Here is an 18,655-nt window from a genome sequence, read left to right on the forward strand (position 1 = left end):
GCAAGGTTGTAGAGGTATCTGAGCGATGCACCGGCACTACGTTCCTGCCGGTCATCACGCTGAAGGCGACTTACGGGTCTTCTCTTACTATTGACCGCTACGAAACGGTCGTTGCCTTCTCAGTTTACAGGCGGAAAAATAACTACGAATTACCCGCCTTGACCCTCAACGACAATGCCGTTCCAGCTAAGGAATTGTTTATAGGAAATGAGGGTGGCAGAACCACTTGATCTGATAAAAGCAACGGCAAGCGCCAAGCTAGTACCATTATCGCCAACCACCGCGCTCAGTTGTGGGCATGGCGATGATCCGCGACCTGCATGGCGCAATCAATGTGAGAGTGCCCAGATCCGCGTCTTCCTGACGCTGCACGACCCCACCGCCCCCATGAAGGCCGAGGCGGCGGGCGCGGGGCAGTTCACGCTTGACGGCTTCGACCCGGTGCCCCGCATCCAGATCGTCATGATCGAGGAGGCGATGGCCCTGCGCGAACGGGCGGTCAGGATCCCCCTGGCCCGCACTGATGTCTTCCGCAAGCCCGGGCGCGAGAGGAGGACGCGGGACGGCAGGGCGCGCTTGACATCTGACCCGCGCCGGTCGCGGGGCGTTGCGTGGCCCGCGCGCAACGTTCGCAAGTGGTGTACGGGCTGTGTACGCCCCGTGCATCCCCGGCGGCCCGGCGGTGCGGGCTTGAATCGGGGGGCGCATCCCGCTATGTGCCCCCTGCATCTGTCAAGGAGCCGACCGTGGCCACCAATCCCGTCCAGTTCATCAACCAGGTCCGCGCCGAGGCTGCCAAGATCGCCTGGCCGACCCGCCGCGAGGTCGTGACCACGACCATCATGGTGCTGATCCTGGCCGCGCTGTTCAGCGTGTTCTTCTCGCTGGTGGACCTGGCGATCCGTTTCGGGATCACCGAAGGGCTGCGGCTGATCGCCAGCTGATCGGGCTTGCATTTCCGGGCGCATGGGGGTATTTGCCCCCGACTGTCCGGTGAACGGCGTGCATCGTAAGGGGTTGCGCGCCGATTTCAGTTTTGACGGACATACGGGAATTCAAGGGGTTGCCGGGCGGGCCGGGTGATTCCCTTCTGACGAACAGGGGTTTGATCGGAACATGGCAAAGCGTTGGTATTCGGTCAGCGTCCTGTCGAACTTCGAAAAGAAGGTCGCCGAGGCGATTCGGCAGGCGGTTGTCGAAAAGGGTCTGGAGGAGCAGATCGACGAGGTTCTGGTCCCGACCGAGGAAGTGATCGAGATCCGGCGCGGCAAGAAGGTCACGTCGGAACGCCGCTTCATGCCGGGCTATGTCCTGGTCCACATGGAGATGTCGGATCGGACCTATCACCTGGTGAACTCGATCAACCGCGTGACCGGCTTCCTGGGCGCCCATGGCAAGCCCCAGCCGATGCGCGACGACGAAGTGAACGCGATGCTGAACCGCAGCGGAACGGGCGAGGCCGCGGCGCCCCGCAACCTGATCCGCTTCGAGATCGGCGAAAAGGTCAACGTGACCGACGGGCCCTTCGACGGCTTTTCCGGCATGGTCGAGGAAGTGGACGAGATTTCGTCCCGCCTCAAGGTCACGGTGTCGATCTTCGGCCGGCCCACGCCGGTCGAACTGGAATTCACGCAGGTTTCCAAGGCCTCGTGATCGTCTGCGGGAGGCTGTGAGGCCGCACCGCTAAGTCGGCCCCTGTCAGGGGCGTGATGATAAGGAGAAGGCCCTATGGCCAAGAAAGTTGTTGGCAGCCTCAAGCTGCAGATCAAGGCGGGTCAGGCGAACCCGTCGCCCCCCGTCGGCCCGGCCCTGGGTCAGCGCGGCATCAACATCATGGAATTCTGCAAGGCGTTCAACGCCCGCACGCAGGAGATGGAGCAGGGTTCCCCCGTTCCGGTCGTGATCACCTATTACGCCGACAAGTCGTTCACCTTCGACACCAAGACGCCGCCCGCGTCCTTCCTGCTGAAAAAGGCCGCCGGTCTTAAGCCGGTGGGCAAGCGCAACCGCGCCAAGGGTTCGGAAAAGCCGGGCCGCGCCGTCGCGGGCACCGTGACTGTCAAGCAGGTGCGCGAGATCGCGGAAGCCAAGATGAAGGACCTGTCGGCCAATGATGTCGATCAGGCGATGAAGATCATCCTCGGCTCGGCCCGGTCGATCGGTATCGAGGTGAAAGGCTAAGCCATGGCGAAGATTTCCAAGAAAAAAGCCGCAGCCCGCGCGCAGTTCGAAGGCAAGGCCAACCTGACGGTCGAGGACGCGATCTCCCTGGTGAAGGGCGCGGCATCCGCCAAGTTCGACGAAACGGTCGAAATCGCGCTGAACCTGGGCGTCGATCCGCGCCATGCCGACCAGATGGTCCGCGGCGTCGTGACTCTGCCCGCAGGCACCGGCAAGGACGTCCGCGTCGCCGTGTTTGCCCGCGGTCCCAAGGCTGACGAAGCCAAGGCCGCCGGCGCCGACATCGTGGGCGCCGAAGACCTGATGGAGACCATCCAGTCCGGCAAGATCGAGTTCGACCGTTGCATCGCGACGCCGGACATGATGCCGCTGGTCGGCCGTCTGGGCAAGATCCTTGGCCCGCGCAACCTGATGCCGAACCCCAAGGTCGGCACCGTGACGGTTGACGTGAAATCCGCCGTGGAAGCCGCCAAGGGCGGCGAGGTCCAGTTCAAGGCCGAGAAGGCGGGCGTCGTCCATGCCGGCATCGGCAAGGTGTCCTTCGACGCCGACAAGCTGGCCCAGAACCTGCGCGCCTTCGTGGACGCGGTCAGCCGTGCCAAGCCCTCGGGCGCGAAAGGGACCTACATGAAGAAGGTCTCGATCAGCTCGACCATGGGGCCGGGCGTGTCGGTGGACGTGGCCTCCGCGACGGCCAATTAAGAATTTTCCGGCGAAAGCCGGGAATGGCGGGGCGAAAGCCGCCCCGTCCTGTCCGAGACGGAGGGTGCGGGGAAACCCGCTTAATGTCCTTCCTGAGATGGGGAAGCATTTTTCCGAAGGATTCCTTCGGGTGATCTTGCCCTAGACGGACCCGACCTGCCCCTTGGGGCGGGAACAGTGAGAGCCGGGGGGAAACCCCCAACTTGGAGTGAAACCGTGGATAGAGCACAAAAAGAACAGGTGGTCGAAGAACTCGGCCAGATCTTTGAAAGCTCTGGCGTCGTGGTGGTTGCCCACTACGAGGGGATGACGGTTGCACATATGCAGGACCTCCGTTCGCGCATGCGCGAAGCCGGCGGTTCGGTTCGCGTGGCCAAGAACAAGCTCGCCAAGATCGCCCTGGAAGGTAAGCCTTGCGCAAGCATCGCCGATTACCTGACGGGCATGACCGTTATCACCTATTCGGAGGATCCGACCGCTGCCGCGCGGATCGCCGACAAATACGCCAAGGACAACGATCGTTTCGTGATCCTGGGCGGTGCAATGGGTGATTCGGCCCTGGATCCGGCCGGTGTGAAAGCCGTCGCCTCGATGCCGTCGCGTGAAGAGCTGATCGCTCAGATCGTGTCCTGCATCGGTGCGCCTGCCTCGAACATCGCCGGTGCCATTGGCGCGCCTGCCTCGAACATCGCGAGCATCCTCACGACCCTTGAGGAGCGTGAGGCTGCGTAAGCAACCCCATCCCACGTGTGGTTGAAAACCCGACGTTGGAACACTAACTGAAAGAACGGAAAAATGGCTGATCTGAAACAACTCGCCGAACAAATCGTGGGCCTGACCCTGCTGGAAGCCCAGGAACTGAAGACCATCCTGAAGGATGAATACGGCATTGAGCCCGCCGCTGGCGGCGCCGTCATGATGGCTGGCCCGGCCGCTGGCCCGGCTGAAGCCGCCGAGGAAAAGACCGAATTCGACGTCGTCCTGGTCGACGCCGGCGCCAACAAGATCAACGTGATCAAGGAAGTGCGCGGCATCACCGGCCTGGGCCTGAAGGAAGCCAAGGATCTGGTCGAAGCCGGTGGCAAGGTCAAGGAAGGCGCTTCCAAGGCCGACGCCGAGGAAATGAAGAAGAAGCTCGAAGCGGCTGGCGCCAAGGTCGAGCTGAAGTAATCGGCCTTCTGGCTGGTTGTAAATGGGGCAGGGTCCGGGGCTTCCCGGTCCCTGCCGAACCTGTCTTGAAGGGCGGTCTGTTCCAGACAATCCTTCAGGGCATGTTCAAGGTTCGGGAGCCGCGCGGTGGGACGGGCGGCGTGAATGGAACCTAATCCCCTGCATTCGTAGGCCCGTGTCCTGGGTGCCCCGACCCGGACCGCGCGCGAAGACGAAAGGTGACAAGACCCCATGGCGCAAGCTTATGTCGGCCAGAAGCGTATCCGGCGCTATTACGGCAATATCCGCGAAGTGCTGGAGATGCCGAACCTGATCGAGGTTCAGAAATCCTCCTATGACCTGTTCCTGAACTCGGGTGAGGGCACCGGCCATCACGACGGCGAGGGGATCCAGGGCGTTTTCCAGTCGGTCTTCCCGATCAAGGACTTCAACGAGACCGCGACGCTGGAATTCGTCAAGTACGAACTGGAACGGCCGAAATACGACGTGGACGAATGCCAGCAGCGCGACATGACCTATGCCGCGCCGCTGAAGGTGACGCTGCGCCTGATTGTGTTCGATGTCGATGAAAACACCGGCGCCAAATCGGTCAAGGACATCAAGGAACAGGACGTCTTCATGGGCGACATGCCCTTGATGACCCAGAACGGGACGTTCATCGTGAACGGGACCGAGCGTGTGGTGGTGTCGCAGATGCACCGCAGCCCCGGCGTGTTCTTCGACCATGACCGCGGCAAGACCCATTCCTCGGGGAAATTGCTGTTCGCCTGCCGCATCATCCCCTATCGCGGATCGTGGCTGGACTTCGAATTCGACGCCAAGGATCTGGTCTTCGCGCGCATCGACCGCCGCCGCAAGCTGCCAGTGACGACGCTGCTCTATGCCCTTGGCATGGACCAAGAAGGCATCATGGACGCCTTCTACGAGACCGTAGACTATACCCTGCGCCGCGAGGGCCGGTCGCAGGGCTGGGTCACGCGCTTCTTCCCGGAACGCGTGCGCGGCACCCGTCCGTCCTATGACCTGGTCAATGCCGACACGGGCGAGGTCATCACCAAGGCGGGCGACAAGGTCACCCCGCGCCTGGTCAAGAAGCTGCAGGAATCGGGCGATGCGCTGAACCTGCTGGTCCCGTTCGAGCGGATCATCGGCCGCTTCGTCGCCAAGGACATCGTCAACGACACCACCGGCTTCATCTATGCCGAGGCCGGGGACGAGATCACCGCCGAATACAACCGCGACGGCGACCTGAGCGGCGGGTTGCTGAAAGTCCTGCTGGACAACGGCATCACCGAAATCCCGGTGCTGGACATCGACCACGTCAATGTCGGCCCCTATATCCGCAACACCATGGCAGCCGACAAGAACATGGGCCGCGAAGGCGCGCTCATGGACATCTATCGCGTCATGCGTCCGGGCGAGCCCCCCACCGTCGAGGCCGCGCAGACCCTGTTCAACAGCCTGTTCTTCGACGCCGAGCGCTATGACCTGTCCGCCGTGGGCCGGGTCAAGATGAACATGCGCCTGGATCTGGACGCGCCCGACACCCAGCGGACGCTGCGCCCCGAGGATATCGTGGCCTGTATCCGCGGTCTCGTGGAACTGCGCGACGGCAAGGGCGAGATCGACGACATCGACCACCTGGGCAACCGCCGGGTGCGTTCGGTCGGCGAACTGATGGAAAACCAGTATCGCGTCGGCCTGCTGCGCATGGAACGCGCCATCCGCGAGCGCATGTCGGGCGTCGAGATCGACACCGTCATGCCGCAGGATCTGATCAACGCCAAGCCGGCGGCGGCTGCGGTGCGTGAATTCTTCGGCAGCAGCCAGTTGTCGCAGTTCATGGACCAGACCAACCCGCTGTCAGAAGTGACGCACAAGCGTCGCCTGTCGGCCCTTGGGCCGGGCGGTCTGACGCGCGAGCGTGCGGGCTTCGAGGTGCGCGACGTTCACCCGACCCATTACGGCCGGATGTGCCCGATCGAAACGCCGGAAGGTCAGAACATCGGCCTCATCAACTCGCTGGCGACCTTCGCCCGCGTGAACAAGTATGGCTTCATTGAAACCCCTTATCGCAAGGTTGTGGACGGGCAGGTCACGGATGACGTGATCTATATGTCCGCAACCGAGGAAATGCGTCACACGGTGGCGCAGGCCAACGCGACGCTGGACGCCGAAGGCCGGTTCGTCGATGAACTGATCTCGACCCGTCAGGCGGGCGACTTCACGCTGAACCCGGTTGATGCCATCGACCTGATCGACGTGTCGCCGAAGCAGCTTGTCTCGGTCGCGGCGGCGCTGATCCCGTTCCTGGAAAACGACGACGCCAACCGCGCGCTGATGGGCTCGAACATGCAGCGTCAGGCGGTTCCGCTGCTGCGGGCCGAGGCGCCGTTCGTCGGCACCGGCATGGAAGCCACCGTTGCCCGCGATTCCGGGGCCGCCATCATGGCGCGCCGGGGCGGCATCATCGACCAGGTGGATGCGCAGCGGATCGTCGTGCGCGCCACCGAAGGCCTGGGCGCGGGCGATGCGGGTGTGGACATCTATCGTCTGCGCAAGTTCAAACGGTCCAACCAGTCCTCGACCATCAACCAGCGTCCGCTGGTCAAGGTGGGCGAGAAGGTCGTGGGAGGCCAGGTCATCGCGGACGGTCCCTCGACCGACCAGGGCGAACTGGCCATCGGCCGGAACGTGGTCGTGGCCTTCATGCCGTGGAACGGCTACAACTACGAGGACTCGATCCTGATTTCCGAGCGGATCCACCGCGACGACGTGTTCACCTCGATCCATATCGATGAATACGAGGTTGCGGCCCGTGACACGAAGCTGGGGCCCGAGGAGATCACCCGCGACATCCCGAACGTCGGCGAGGAAGCCCTGCGCAACCTCGACGAGGCCGGCATCGTCTATATCGGCGCCGAGGTGGGCCCTGGCGACATCCTGGTGGGCAAGATCACGCCCAAGGGCGAAAGCCCGATGACGCCGGAAGAAAAGCTTCTGCGCGCCATCTTCGGCGAAAAGGCGTCGGACGTGCGGGATACCTCGCTGCGCCTGCCGCCGGGGGCCTACGGGACCATCGTGGAAGTCCGCGTCTTCAACCGTCACGGCGTGGACAAGGACGAACGCGCCCTGCAGATCGAGCGCGAGGAAGTCGAGCGTCTGGCCCGCGACCGGGACGACGAACAGGCGATCCTGGACCGCAACATCTATGCCCGCCTGAAGTCGCTGATCCTGGGCAAGACCGCCGTGAAGGGCCCGAAGGGCGTCAAGGCGAACTCGGACATCACCGAGGATCTGCTGGGCACGCTGTCGCGCGGCCAGTGGTGGCAGCTTGCCGTCAGCGAGGAAGACACCGCCAAGGAGGTCGAGGCGCTGAACCATCAGTACGACGCCCAGAAGAAGGCCCTTGAGGCCCGCTTCGAGGACAAGGTCGAGAAGGTCCGCCAGGGCGACGACCTGCCGCCGGGCGTGATGAAGATGGTCAAGGTCTTTGTCGCCGTGAAGCGCAAGCTGCAGGCGGGCGACAAGATGGCCGGCCGTCACGGCAACAAGGGCGTCGTGTCGAAGGTCGTCCCGATCGAGGACATGCCGTTCCTGGCGGACGGCACCCCGGTCGATCTGGTTCTGAACCCGCTGGGCGTGCCGTCGCGCATGAACGTCGGCCAGATCCTGGAAACCCACATGGGTTGGGCATCGCGCGGTCTTGGTATCAAGATCGACGAGGCGCTGGAGGAATATCGCCGCAACGGCGACATGGCTCCGGTCCGCGAGGCGATGCGCATCGGCTATGGCGACGACATGTATGCCGAGACCTTCGAGGGCATGGAGGACGACCTGCTGGTTGAACACGCCAACACCGTGCGCACCGGCGTTCCGGTCGCCACGCCCGTCTTCGACGGCGCAAAAGAGGCGGACGTGAACGACGCGCTGCGCCGGGCGGGCTTCGACACCTCGGGCCAGTCCGTGGTCTTCGACGGCCGCACGGGCGAGCAGTTCGCGCGCAAGGTGACGGTGGGCATGAAGTATGTCCTGAAGCTGCACCACCTTGTCGATGACAAGATGCACGCGCGTTCGACCGGCCCCTACAGCCTGGTCACCCAGCAGCCGCTGGGCGGCAAGGCGCAGTTCGGTGGCCAGCGTCTGGGGGAAATGGAGGTCTGGGCTCTTGAAGCCTATGGTGCCGCCTATACCTTGCAGGAAATGCTGACGGTCAAGTCGGACGACGTCGCGGGCCGGACCAAGGTCTACGAGTCCATCGTCAAGGGCGACGACAACTTCGAGGCCGGCGTGCCGGAATCGTTCAACGTGCTGGTCAAGGAGGTCCGGGGTCTGGGCCTCAACATGGAACTCCTGGATGCGGAGGAGGAGGAATAAGGCCGCCGCAAGCGGTGGGGTGAAACCCCACCCGGCGATGCCCGGCAAGGTGGGGTTCTACCCCACCTTGCGCCTCCCCCGCGCCCTTTCATTAGGAAAAAAGAATGAACCAGGAACTTGCCACCAATCCCCTGAACCCGCTGGCCCCGCCGCGGCAGTTCGACGAAATCAAGATCTCGCTGGCCTCGCCCGAGGAAATCCTCGCCTGGTCGTATGGCGAGGTGAAGAAGCCCGAGACGATCAACTACCGCACGTTCAAGCCGGAACGTGACGGTCTGTTCTGCGCGCGCATCTTCGGTCCGATCAAGGACTACGAATGCCTTTGCGGCAAGTACAAGCGGATGAAGTATCGCGGCCTCGTCTGCGAGAAATGCGGCGTGGAAGTCACGCTGCAGAAGGTCCGCCGCGAGCGGATGGGCCATATCGAACTGGCCGCGCCGGTCGCCCATATCTGGTTCCTGAAGTCGCTGCCCTCCCGCATCGGCCTGATGCTGGACATGACGCTGCGCGATCTGGAACGGATCCTGTATTTTGAAAACTATGTCGTCATCGAGCCGGGCCTGACCGACCTGACCTATGGCCAGCTGCTGACCGAGGAAGAATTCCTCGACGCGCAGGACCAGTATGGCGCCGACGCCTTCACCGCCGATATCGGCGCCGAGGCGATCCGCGCGATGCTGGCCAATATCGACCTGGCGGCGACCGCCGACCAGCTGCGCGAGGATCTGAAGGAAGCCACGGGCGAGCTGAAGCCCAAGAAGATCATCAAGCGGTTGAAGATCGTCGAATCCTTCCTGGAATCGGGCAACCGTCCCGAATGGATGGTCCTGACCGTGATCCCGGTCATTCCGCCGGAACTGCGTCCGCTGGTTCCGCTGGATGGCGGCCGCTTCGCGACCTCTGACCTGAACGACCTGTATCGCCGCGTCATCAACCGCAACAACCGCCTGAAGCGCCTGATCGAGCTTCGTGCGCCCGACATCATCGTGCGCAACGAAAAGCGGATGCTGCAGGAATCGGTCGATGCGCTGTTCGACAACGGCCGTCGCGGCCGCGTCATCACCGGGAACAACCGTCGCCCGCTGAAGTCGCTGTCCGACATGCTGAAGGGCAAGCAGGGCCGCTTCCGCCAGAACCTGCTGGGCAAGCGCGTGGACTTCTCGGGCCGTTCGGTCATCGTGACCGGCCCCGAACTGAAGCTGCACCAGTGTGGTCTGCCGAAGAAGATGGCGCTCGAACTGTTCAAGCCGTTCATCTATTCGCGGCTTGAGGCGAAGGGCCTGTCGTCCACCGTCAAGCAGGCGAAGAAGCTGGTCGAGAAGGAACGCCCCGAGGTCTGGGATATCCTGGACGAGGTGATCCGCGAACATCCGGTCCTGCTGAACCGCGCGCCGACGCTGCACCGCCTGGGCATCCAGGCCTTTGAACCCATCCTGATCGAAGGCAAGGCGATCCAGTTGCACCCGCTGGTCTGTTCCGCCTTCAACGCCGACTTCGACGGCGACCAGATGGCTGTCCACGTTCCGCTGAGCCTTGAGGCCCAGTTGGAAGCCCGCGTCCTGATGATGTCCACGAACAACGTTCTGTCGCCCGCCAACGGCGCGCCGATCATCGTGCCGTCGCAGGACATGGTTCTGGGCCTGTATTACACCTCGATGCAGCGCGACGGCATGAAGGGCGAGGGCATGGCCTTCGCCAACGTGAACGAGGTCGAGCACGCCCTTGCCGCCGGCGAGGTGCATCTGCACGCGCGTATCACCGCGCGCATCAAGCAGATCGACGAGAACGGCAACGAGGTCGTCAAGCGGTATGAGACCACGCCGGGCCGTGTCCGGCTGGGCGCGCTGCTGCCGATGAACGCCAAGGCGCCCTTCGAACTGGTCAACCGCCTGCTGCGCAAGAAGGACGTGCAGCATGTCATCGACACCGTCTACCGCTACTGCGGGCAGAAGGAATCGGTGATCTTCTGCGACCAGATCATGGGCCTGGGCTTCCGGGAAGCTTTCCGCGCCGGCATCAGCTTCGGCAAGGACGACATGGTGGTGCCCGACAACAAGTGGTCCATCGTCGAGGAAGTCCAGGAACAGGTGAAGGAGTTCGAGCAGCAGTATCTCGACGGCCTGATCACCCAGGGCGAGAAGTACAACAAGGTCGTGGACGCCTGGTCGAAGTGCAACGACCGCGTGACCGAGGCCATGATGGCGACGATCTCGGCCACCAAGAAGGACGAGTCCGGGGCCGAGATGGAGCCGAACTCGGTCTACATGATGGCCCATTCGGGTGCGCGCGGTTCGACCAACCAGATGAAGCAGCTGGGCGGGATGCGCGGCTTGATGGCCAAGCCCTCGGGCGAGATCATCGAGACGCCGATCATCTCGAACTTCAAGGAAGGCCTGACCGTTCTTGAATACTTCAACTCGACCCACGGCGCGCGGAAGGGGCTGTCGGACACCGCGCTGAAGACGGCGAACTCGGGTTATCTGACCCGCCGTCTGGTGGACGTGGCGCAGGACTGCATCATCCGCGAACACGACTGCGGCACCGAGCAGGCGATCACGGCATCCGCTGCCGTCAACGACGGCGAGGTCATCAGCCCGCTGTCCGAACGCGTGCTGGGCCGGACCGCGGCCGAGGACGTGCTGGTTCCGGGCGGCGACGAGATCATCGTCCGCCAGAACGAGCTGATCGACGAACGCAAGGCCGACGCCATCGAGCAGGCGGGCGTTCAGGCGGTCCGCATCCGTTCGGCCCTGACCTGCGAGTCGGAAGACGGGGTTTGCGCGCTCTGCTATGGCCGCGACCTGGCCCGCGGCACGCTGGTCAATATCGGCGAGGCTGTCGGCATCATCGCCGCGCAGTCGATCGGCGAGCCGGGCACGCAGCTGACGATGCGGACCTTCCACATCGGCGGCATCGCGCAGGGCGGCCAGCAGTCGTTCCAGGCGGCGTCCCACGAGGGCACGGTCCAGTTCCGCAACGAAAGCATCCTGACCAACGCCAATGGCGAGCAGGTCGTGATGTCGCGCAACATGCAGTTGCTGATCCTGGACGACCAAGGCCAGGAACGCGCCAGCCACAAGCTGTTCTACGGCTCGAAGCTGTTCGTGAAGGAAGGCGAGCGGGTCATCCGCGGCGCCAAGCTGTTCGAATGGGATCCCTATACCCTGCCGATCATCGCCGAAAAGGCGGGTGTCACGAAGTTCGTCGACCTTCTCTCGGGGATCTCGGTCCGCGACGAGACGGACGACGCGACCGGCATGACGCAGAAGATCGTGACCGATTGGCGTTCCGCGCCGAAAGGCAACGACCTGAAGCCCGAGATCATCATCATGGATGAGAACGGAGAGCCGGTCCGCAACGAACAGGGCAACCCGATCAGCTATCCGATGTCGGTGGACGCGATCCTGTCGGTCGAGGACGGCCAGGAAATCCGTGCGGGCGACGTGGTGGCGCGTATTCCGCGGGAAGGCGCACGGACCAAGGACATCACCGGGGGTCTGCCCCGCGTGGCCGAACTGTTCGAGGCCCGTCGTCCCAAGGACCACGCGATCATCGCCGAGATCGACGGCTATGTCCGCTTTGGCAAGGACTACAAGAACAAGCGCCGCATCAGCATCGAGCCGTCGGAAGAGGGCGTGGATGCCGTCGAATACATGGTGCCGAAAGGCAAGCACATCCCGGTGCAGGAAGGCGACTTCGTGCAGAAGGGTGACTACATCATGGACGGCAACCCGGCCCCGCACGACATCCTGCGGATCATGGGGATCGAAGCGCTTGCGGACTATCTGATCGACGAGGTGCAGGACGTTTACCGGCTGCAGGGCGTGAAGATCAACGACAAGCACATCGAGGTGATCGTTCGCCAGATGCTGCAGAAGATCGAGATCACCGACAGCGGCGACACGACGCTGCTCAAGGGCGAGCATGTCGAGCGCGACGAGTTCGAGGAAGAGAACGCCAAGATCGAAGCCAAGGGCGGCCGTCCGGCCACCGGGGAACCTGTGCTGCTGGGCATCACCAAGGCCAGCCTGCAGACCCGCAGCTTCATCTCGGCCGCATCGTTCCAGGAAACGACCCGCGTGCTGACCGAGGCGGCCGTCCAGGGCAAGCGCGACAAGCTGCTTGGCCTGAAGGAGAACGTCATCGTCGGCCGTCTGATCCCGGCAGGCACGGGCGGCGCCACCGCCCGCGTCCGCCGCATCGCGACGGAACGGGATGCCGAGGTGATCGAAGCCCGCCGCGCCGAGGCCGAGGCCACCGCGGCCCTGATCGCCCCGGCCCTGGACGAGGTCGCGTCGGACATGGTTGCCGATCTGCCGGAAAACCGCGACGAGTGATCGCTGTCCAATGATATTCAAAGGCCCGGCAGCAATGCCGGGCCTTTTGCCATGGTGCGGACGGTTCGGATTGCGGGGCCGTCAGGGCCGTTCAGGCCGCGCCGTAGAGCATCGCCAGGGCTGGCATCCAGGCGGTCAGGATGCCGCTTACCAGGGTGGCCGCCGCAGTGGTCCTTTCCAGGGGCCAGCGGACGGCCAGCAGAAGGAAATACAGAAACCACAGCCCTGCCCAGCCGACCCAGCAGAGGCCCAGCCAGATCGCCATCCCGTCCGCGGCATGGCGCAGCGTAACCACGGCCTCGGGCACAACCGAGATCGCCACGAAAAGGCTGAACCAACCCAGTCCCCGCCCGTCGGAACCCGTCAGCCGGTTCATCCCCACCCACAGATAGGTCAGGCTGAACAGCAGCGTCAGGGCGGCGCCCTTGACGGCTGCGGGCGTGTCGGCCCCGGCCATGGACAGGACCGCGACCGTTCCGGTGATGAATGCCGTCGCAAGATTGATGACCACGATCTCCCGGTCGGCGATGCGGTTCATCATCCACAACCCGTTGAGCGTCAGGACCGCGCCGACGAAAAGAAGCGAAAGCGGAAGCAGCATCTGGTATCCCTGAAAATCCGTTCATCCGGCCTGCCGATGGGGGCCGCAGGGCTTGCCTTAGGGCAAGGCGCGGGGGCGGGTTTATGGAAAACTTGACCAAGCACAATATTGCGGCGGTTTAAAATCCGGCACGGCATAATCGCTTGCGCATCCTGCGAAAATTGCTTGCCCGATTGATCGCCAATGCCTAACCGGAAAGCACCCTCCTGTTGGTGAACCGGCCATGCGCACCCCTCTGCTGTCCCCGATCCGGCGCGTCCGGCCTGCTTCGCTTCGTCCCTTGGCGCATCAGCCCGGCGACAACCTGCACGGCGCGCTGATCATGACGCTGTGCATGATGACCTTTGGGCTGAACGACACGGTGATGAAGTTCGTGGCGCAGGACATGCCGCTGTATCAGGCGATCACCCTGCGGGGGCTGTTCGTGATGGCTTTCATCGCGGCCGTGGCCCCTCGGCTTGGCGGCCTCAGCCTGCGGATCCCGGCGGGGGCGCGGGGGCCGATGGTCTGGCGCCTGGTGGGCGAGATCGCCTCGACCATCCTGTTCCTCAACGCCTTGCAGCACATGGCCATGGGTGATCTGTCAGCGATCATGCAGGCGCTGCCCCTGGTGGTGATGGTCGCCGCCGCGCTGTTCTTTGGCGAAACCCTGGGCTGGCGCCGGATCGGCGCGGTGGTTGCGGGCTTTGCGGGCGTGTTGCTGATCCTGCGCCCGGGGGGCGAGGTCTTCGGTCCCTGGGCCGTCGTCGCGGTCGGGGCCATGGCGATGGTGGCGCTGCGCGACCTGGCGACCCGCAAGTTCGGCGGGGACATCAGTTCCGCCACGATCGCCTTCTATGCCGCGACAGGGGTGACGGTCAGCGGCCTTGTCATCAGCCTGGGGCAGGGATGGGTGATGCCCAGCCTGCCGCAGATCCTGCTGTTGCTGATGGGCAGCGCCTTCCTGACGGTGGGCTATGTCAGCGCCGTCGCATCCATGCGCGTGGGCGAGATGTCCTATGTCGCGCCGTTCCGATACACCTCGCTTCTGGTGGCCATCCTGATGGGACTGATCGTCTTCGGCGAATGGCCCGACATGTGGACCTGGGCGGGCTCCGCCCTGGTGGTCGCGGCGGGCATCTATACCATCTGGCGCGAGGCGCAGATCGGCGCGGTCCGCTGATGCGGGTGCAGATGCTGGGCCTGTGCCGGTTTTCCTATGTCGGCCTGCGCGGCTATCAGAAGGACCATGCGAGCGTCGAGGAGCGCCGGGCGTTTCTGTATGACCCCGACCGGCTGGCGCGCCGCTGGCTGTGGTTCACCACGCTGGCGCTGCCCGGCTGGCTTTCCCAGACCGACCCGGATTTCACGCTGGTCATCATGACCGGCCCCGACCTGCCCGAACCTTACCTGTCGCGCCTGCGCGACCTGGTGGCGGAAACCCCGCAACTACGGCTGGAACTGATCCCTCCGATGGAGCGGCACCTGGAAGCCTGCCGCAGGGCCGTCGCGCCCCATGTCGATCCCGAGGCGGATGTCGTGGGCCATTTCCGCCATGACGACGACGATGCGGTAGCCCTGGACTATGTCGCCTCGGCCCGCCAGGATTTCGCGCAGGTCGAGGGGCTGTGGCGCGCCCATGGGCGGCTGTCGCTGGACCATTCCCGCGGGCTGATGCTGCGGGCGGGGGCAGGGGGCGCCGAATTCGTCCCGCGCATCGCCCACAACATGGGCGTGGCCCTGACCATCTTCCTGCGCCCCGACCAGCCGCAGACCGCGCTGCATTTCAATCACACGAAGCTGCCCTTGTGGATGCCGGGAGTGGCGGTCACGCGGCCCTTGATGTTCATCCGCTCGATCCACGCCGACAGCGACTCGGGCGACATGGGGCCGGGCATCCCCTGGCAGATCGAGGAGGCGGATCTGGACCGCCAGCTGTCCCGCCGCTTCGGGCTGGACCGAGCCGGTCTGGACGCCCTTGCCCGCACGGCCTGCCAAAGGGGGTCGTGTTGACAGGCCCGGCGATTCCCCATATATGCCGCACACCCGGCGGGAGACCGTCGGGGACCAGAACCTTGACATGGTCATGATCCGGGCTTCCAAGCGCCCCGATCCTCTGGAATTTTCCCGTCCTCCTCGGATACCGGGGCCGGATGGGTTTGGCATTTCGTGATTCGCGCGAAATGCCGTCGAGAAGTGGCGCAGCAGGCCTGCTGCGAGTATTGACAGAGCAAGACGGGGAACCGAATGCCGACGATCCAACAGCTGATCCGCAAACCGCGGCAGCCCAAGGTGCAGCGCTCGAAGTCGCAGCACCTTCAGGGGTGCCCGCAGAAGCGCGGCGTCTGCACGCGCGTCTATACCACGACGCCGAAGAAACCGAACTCCGCCATGCGGAAGGTCGCCAAGGTGCGGCTGACCAACGGCTTCGAGGTCATTTCCTACATTCCGGGCGAAAAGCACAATCTGCAGGAACACAGCGTCGTGCTGATCCGCGGCGGCCGCGTGAAAGACCTTCCGGGTGTCCGTTACCACATCCTGCGCGGTGTGCTGGATACCCAGGGCGTCAAGGATCGTCGCCAGCGTCGTTCGAAATACGGCGCCAAGCGTCCGAAGTAAGGAGAGACATCGATGTCCCGTCGTCACGCCGCTGAGAAGCGCGAAGTCCTGCCCGACGCCAAGTATGGCGATCGCGTGCTGACCAAATTCATGAACAACCTGATGGTTGACGGCAAGAAATCCGTTGCCGAGCGCATCGTGTACAATGCCCTGGACCGCGTCCAGAACCGTCTGAAGCGCGAGCCCATCGAGGTCTTCCACGAAGCCCTCGACAACGTGAAGCCCTCGGTCGAGGTGCGGTCGCGCCGCGTCGGCGGTGCCACCTACCAGGTTCCCGTCGAGGTCCGTCCGACCCGCCGCGAAGCCCTGGCGATCCGCTGGCTGATCGATGCGTCCAAGAAGCGCAACGAGAACACCATGGAAGAGCGCCTTGCGGGCGAGCTGGCCGATGCCGTGAACGGCCGCGGCACCGCCGTCAAGAAACGCGAAGACACGCACAAGATGGCCGACGCCAACAAGGCGTTCAGCCACTACCGCTGGTAACCGGAAGGAAGGCCCTTTATGGCACGCGAATATCCGCTGGAGCGCTACCGGAACTTCGGGATCATGGCCCATATCGACGCGGGCAAGACCACGACGACCGAGCGGATCCTGTTCTATACCGGCAAGAGCCACAAGATGGGCGAGACGCATGACGGCGCCTCGACCATGGACTTCATGGAGCAGGAAGCCGAGCGCGGCATCACCATCTCCTCGGCAGCGACCACGACCTTCTGGCAGAAGCACGAAGATCCGGTCTATGACCAGGATCCGGCGCAGCGTTGCCGCTTTAACATCATCGACACGCCCGGCCACGTCGATTTCACCATCGAGGTCGAGCGTTCGCTGGCCGTTCTGGACGGCGCGATCTGCCTTCTGGACGGCAATGCCGGCGTCGAGCCGCAGACCGAAACGGTGTGGCGTCAGGCCGACCGCTACAAGGTTCCGCGGATCGTCTTCGTCAACAAGATGGACAAGATCGGCGCCGACTTCTTCAAGTGCGTCGCCATGATCAAGGACCGCACCGGCGGCACACCTTGCCCGATCGCCCTGCCGATCGGCGCCGAGGACCACCTGGAAGGCATCGTCGATCTGATCAAGATGGAAGAATGGGTCTGGAAGGGCGAGGATCTGGGCGCGTCCTGGGTCCGCCAGCCGATCCGCGACGATCTGAAGGACGTGGCCGAGGAATGGCGCGGCAAGATGATCGAACTCGCCGTCGAACAGGACGACGAGGCGATGGAAGCCTATCTGGAAGGCACCGAGCCGGACGAGGCGGCCCTGCGCGCGCTGATCCGCAAGGGCACGCTGTCGCTGTCCTTCTTCCCGGTGATGGCTGGCTCGGCCTTCAAGAACAAGGGTGTGCAGCCGCTTCTGAACGCCGTCGTGGACTTCCTGCCCGCCCCGACCGACGTTCCCGCCTATATGGGCTTCGCCCCCGGCGACGAGACCGAAGAGCGCAACATCCCCCGTTCCGCATCGGATGACCAGCCGTTCTCGGCCCTGGCGTTCAAGATCATGAACGATCCCTTCGTCGGCTCGCTGACCTTCACGCGCATCTATTCGGGCGCGCTGAAGAAGGGCGACCAGATGCTGAACTCGACCAAGGGCAAGCGCGAACGTGTCGGCCGGATGATGCTGATGCACGCCATCAACCGCGAGGAAATCGAGGAAGCCTTTGCCGGCGACATCATCGCGCTGGCGGGCCTGAAGGAAACCACCACGGGCGACACGCTGTGCGATCCCGCCAAGCCGGTGGTTCTGGAAACCATGACCTTCCCCGAGCCGGTGATCGAGATCGCTGTGGAGCCGAAGTCGAAGGCCGACCAGGAGAAGATGGGCCTTGCCCTTCAGCGCCTGGCTGCCGAAGACCCGTCCTTCCGCGTCGAGACCGACATGGAGTCGGGCCAGACCATCATGAAGGGCATGGGCGAACTTCACCTCGACATCCTGGTGGACCGCATGAAGCGCGAGTTCAAGGTCGAGGCGAACATCGGCGCCCCGCAGGTGGCCTATCGCGAGACGATCAGCCAGCCGGCCGAGATCGACTACACGCACAAGAAGCAGACCGGCGGTACCGGCCAGTTCGCGCGCGTGAAGCTGCAGATCGACCCGACCGAGCCGGGCGAGGGCTATTCGTTCGAATCCAAGATCGTCGGCGGCGCGGTTCCGAAGGAATACGTTCCGGGCGTGGAAAAGGGCATCAAGTCGGTCATGGACTCCGGTCCGCTGGCAGGCTTCCCGGTGATCGACTTCAAGGTCGCGCTGATCGACGGCGCGTTCCACGACGTCGACTCCTCGGTCCTGGCCTTCGAGATCGCCTCGCGCGCTGCCATGCGTGAAGGCCTGCGCAAGGCCGGTGCGAAGCTGCTGGAGCCGATCATGAAGGTCGAGGTGGTGACGCCGGAGGAATACACCGGCTCGATCATCGGCGACCTGACCAGCCGCCGCGGCATGGTGCGTGGCCAGGATACCCGTGGCAACGCCAACGTCATCGACGCGATGGTGCCGCTGGCCAACATGTTCGGCTACATCAACAACCTGCGCTCGATGTCCTCGGGCCGCGCGGTGTTCACGATGCAGTTCGACCATTACGATGCCGTGCCGCAGAACATCTCGGACGAGATCCAGAAGAAATACGCCTGACCGGCGTGGCGGGGCCTCTGGTCCCGCCAAACCCATGAAGCGATGAATTGAGGAGTCCTGCGCT

At 63.9% G+C, this 18,655-nt stretch carries 16 protein-coding genes; 14 read left to right on the forward strand and 2 right to left on the reverse strand.

Annotation, left to right across the window (positions count from 1 at the left end):
• Window positions 1-230, forward strand: a 230-nt coding sequence (locus AAIL68_RS15875) for a hypothetical protein (protein WP_347140703.1), incomplete at its 5' end; no start/stop codon positions are given.
• Between the two features lie 99 nt (window positions 231-329).
• Here AAIL68_RS15875 and AAIL68_RS15880 read toward each other — a convergent pair.
• Window positions 330-521: a hypothetical protein gene (locus tag AAIL68_RS15880; protein ID WP_347140704.1), complete on the reverse strand. Its 192-nt coding sequence runs from the start codon at window positions 519-521 to the stop codon at window positions 330-332.
• Window positions 522-746: 225 nt separating this feature from the next.
• Here AAIL68_RS15880 and secE point away from each other — a divergent pair, with 225 nt between their 5' ends.
• The 8 genes from secE to rpoC all read left to right on the forward strand — a co-directional run bounded on the left by secE (window position 747) and on the right by rpoC (window position 12,767).
• A complete protein-coding gene (gene secE, locus AAIL68_RS15885; RefSeq protein ID WP_347140705.1) occupies window positions 747-944 on the forward strand; it encodes a preprotein translocase subunit SecE in 198 nt (65 codons plus the stop codon).
• Window positions 945-1,116: 172 nt separating this feature from the next.
• Window positions 1,117-1,653, forward strand: coding sequence for a transcription termination/antitermination protein NusG (gene nusG / locus AAIL68_RS15890; RefSeq protein ID WP_347140706.1), 537 nt, complete (start codon window positions 1,117-1,119; stop codon window positions 1,651-1,653).
• Window positions 1,654-1,728: 75 nt separating this feature from the next.
• Window positions 1,729-2,181 (forward strand): 50S ribosomal protein L11, encoded by a 453-nt coding sequence (gene rplK / locus AAIL68_RS15895; RefSeq protein ID WP_347140707.1) that lies wholly within the window; start codon window positions 1,729-1,731, stop codon window positions 2,179-2,181.
• A gap of 3 nt (window positions 2,182-2,184) precedes the next feature.
• A complete protein-coding gene (rplA, locus tag AAIL68_RS15900) occupies window positions 2,185-2,883 on the forward strand; it encodes a 50S ribosomal protein L1 (protein WP_347140708.1) in 699 nt (232 codons plus the stop codon).
• A gap of 216 nt (window positions 2,884-3,099) precedes the next feature.
• Window positions 3,100-3,615 carry a 50S ribosomal protein L10 gene (gene rplJ / locus AAIL68_RS15905; protein ID WP_347140709.1) on the forward strand — a complete coding sequence of 172 codons (516 nt, stop codon included), beginning with the start codon at window positions 3,100-3,102 and terminating at the stop codon, window positions 3,613-3,615.
• A 63-nt stretch (window positions 3,616-3,678) separates the two neighbouring features.
• Window positions 3,679-4,053 (forward strand): 50S ribosomal protein L7/L12, encoded by a 375-nt coding sequence (rplL, locus tag AAIL68_RS15910; protein WP_268941437.1) that lies wholly within the window; start codon window positions 3,679-3,681, stop codon window positions 4,051-4,053.
• 231 nt (window positions 4,054-4,284) lie between these two features.
• Window positions 4,285-8,430: a DNA-directed RNA polymerase subunit beta gene (rpoB, locus tag AAIL68_RS15915; RefSeq protein WP_347140710.1), complete on the forward strand. Its 4,146-nt coding sequence runs from the start codon at window positions 4,285-4,287 to the stop codon at window positions 8,428-8,430.
• A gap of 104 nt (window positions 8,431-8,534) precedes the next feature.
• On the forward strand, window positions 8,535-12,767 hold the full coding sequence (gene rpoC / locus AAIL68_RS15920; protein WP_347140711.1) for a DNA-directed RNA polymerase subunit beta': 4,233 nt from the start codon (window positions 8,535-8,537) through the stop codon (window positions 12,765-12,767).
• 91 nt (window positions 12,768-12,858) lie between these two features.
• On the opposite strand, the gene AAIL68_RS15925 is transcribed toward rpoC, so the two are convergent.
• Window positions 12,859-13,368 carry an AmiS/UreI family transporter gene (locus AAIL68_RS15925; RefSeq protein ID WP_347140712.1) on the reverse strand — a complete coding sequence of 170 codons (510 nt, stop codon included), beginning with the start codon at window positions 13,366-13,368 and terminating at the stop codon, window positions 12,859-12,861.
• Between the two features lie 223 nt (window positions 13,369-13,591).
• Here AAIL68_RS15925 and AAIL68_RS15930 point away from each other — a divergent pair, with 223 nt between their 5' ends.
• The 5 genes from AAIL68_RS15930 to fusA all read left to right on the forward strand — a co-directional run bounded on the left by AAIL68_RS15930 (window position 13,592) and on the right by fusA (window position 18,591).
• Complete coding sequence (locus AAIL68_RS15930; RefSeq protein ID WP_347140713.1) at window positions 13,592-14,530, forward strand: DMT family transporter; 939 nt, start codon at window positions 13,592-13,594, stop codon at window positions 14,528-14,530.
• Window positions 14,530-15,360: a glycosyltransferase gene (locus AAIL68_RS15935; RefSeq protein ID WP_347140714.1), complete on the forward strand. Its 831-nt coding sequence runs from the start codon at window positions 14,530-14,532 to the stop codon at window positions 15,358-15,360. Before AAIL68_RS15930 ends, AAIL68_RS15935 begins: the two co-directional genes overlap by 1 nt.
• A gap of 234 nt (window positions 15,361-15,594) precedes the next feature.
• On the forward strand, window positions 15,595-15,966 hold the full coding sequence (rpsL, locus tag AAIL68_RS15940) for a 30S ribosomal protein S12 (protein WP_022705687.1): 372 nt from the start codon (window positions 15,595-15,597) through the stop codon (window positions 15,964-15,966).
• A gap of 12 nt (window positions 15,967-15,978) precedes the next feature.
• Window positions 15,979-16,449, forward strand: coding sequence for a 30S ribosomal protein S7 (gene rpsG / locus AAIL68_RS15945; RefSeq protein ID WP_347140715.1), 471 nt, complete (start codon window positions 15,979-15,981; stop codon window positions 16,447-16,449).
• A gap of 18 nt (window positions 16,450-16,467) precedes the next feature.
• On the forward strand, window positions 16,468-18,591 hold the full coding sequence (gene fusA / locus AAIL68_RS15950; protein WP_347140716.1) for an elongation factor G: 2,124 nt from the start codon (window positions 16,468-16,470) through the stop codon (window positions 18,589-18,591).
• The last annotated feature ends 64 nt before the right edge of the window (window positions 18,592-18,655 follow it).

This window comes from Paracoccus sp. SSK6 (genome assembly GCF_039770665.1).
In the GTDB taxonomy this organism is placed as follows: domain Bacteria; phylum Pseudomonadota; class Alphaproteobacteria; order Rhodobacterales; family Rhodobacteraceae; genus Paracoccus.

Coding starts and splice junctions, on each gene's coding strand:
- rplL (WP_268941437.1), top strand. CDS start 3,679: ATGGCTGATCTGAAACAACTCGCCGAACAAATCGTGGGCCTGACCCTG.
- rplK (WP_347140707.1), top strand. CDS start 1,729: ATGGCCAAGAAAGTTGTTGGCAGCCTCAAGCTGCAGATCAAGGCGGGT.
- rplA (WP_347140708.1), top strand. CDS start 2,185: ATGGCGAAGATTTCCAAGAAAAAAGCCGCAGCCCGCGCGCAGTTCGAA.
- rpsG (WP_347140715.1), top strand. CDS start 15,979: ATGTCCCGTCGTCACGCCGCTGAGAAGCGCGAAGTCCTGCCCGACGCC.
- AAIL68_RS15935 (WP_347140714.1), top strand. CDS start 14,530: ATGCGGGTGCAGATGCTGGGCCTGTGCCGGTTTTCCTATGTCGGCCTG.
- fusA (WP_347140716.1), top strand. CDS start 16,468: ATGGCACGCGAATATCCGCTGGAGCGCTACCGGAACTTCGGGATCATG.
- nusG (WP_347140706.1), top strand. CDS start 1,117: ATGGCAAAGCGTTGGTATTCGGTCAGCGTCCTGTCGAACTTCGAAAAG.
- rpoB (WP_347140710.1), top strand. CDS start 4,285: ATGGCGCAAGCTTATGTCGGCCAGAAGCGTATCCGGCGCTATTACGGC.
- AAIL68_RS15925 (WP_347140712.1), bottom strand. CDS start 13,368: ATGCTGCTTCCGCTTTCGCTTCTTTTCGTCGGCGCGGTCCTGACGCTC.
- rpoC (WP_347140711.1), top strand. CDS start 8,535: ATGAACCAGGAACTTGCCACCAATCCCCTGAACCCGCTGGCCCCGCCG.
- AAIL68_RS15930 (WP_347140713.1), top strand. CDS start 13,592: ATGCGCACCCCTCTGCTGTCCCCGATCCGGCGCGTCCGGCCTGCTTCG.
- rpsL (WP_022705687.1), top strand. CDS start 15,595: ATGCCGACGATCCAACAGCTGATCCGCAAACCGCGGCAGCCCAAGGTG.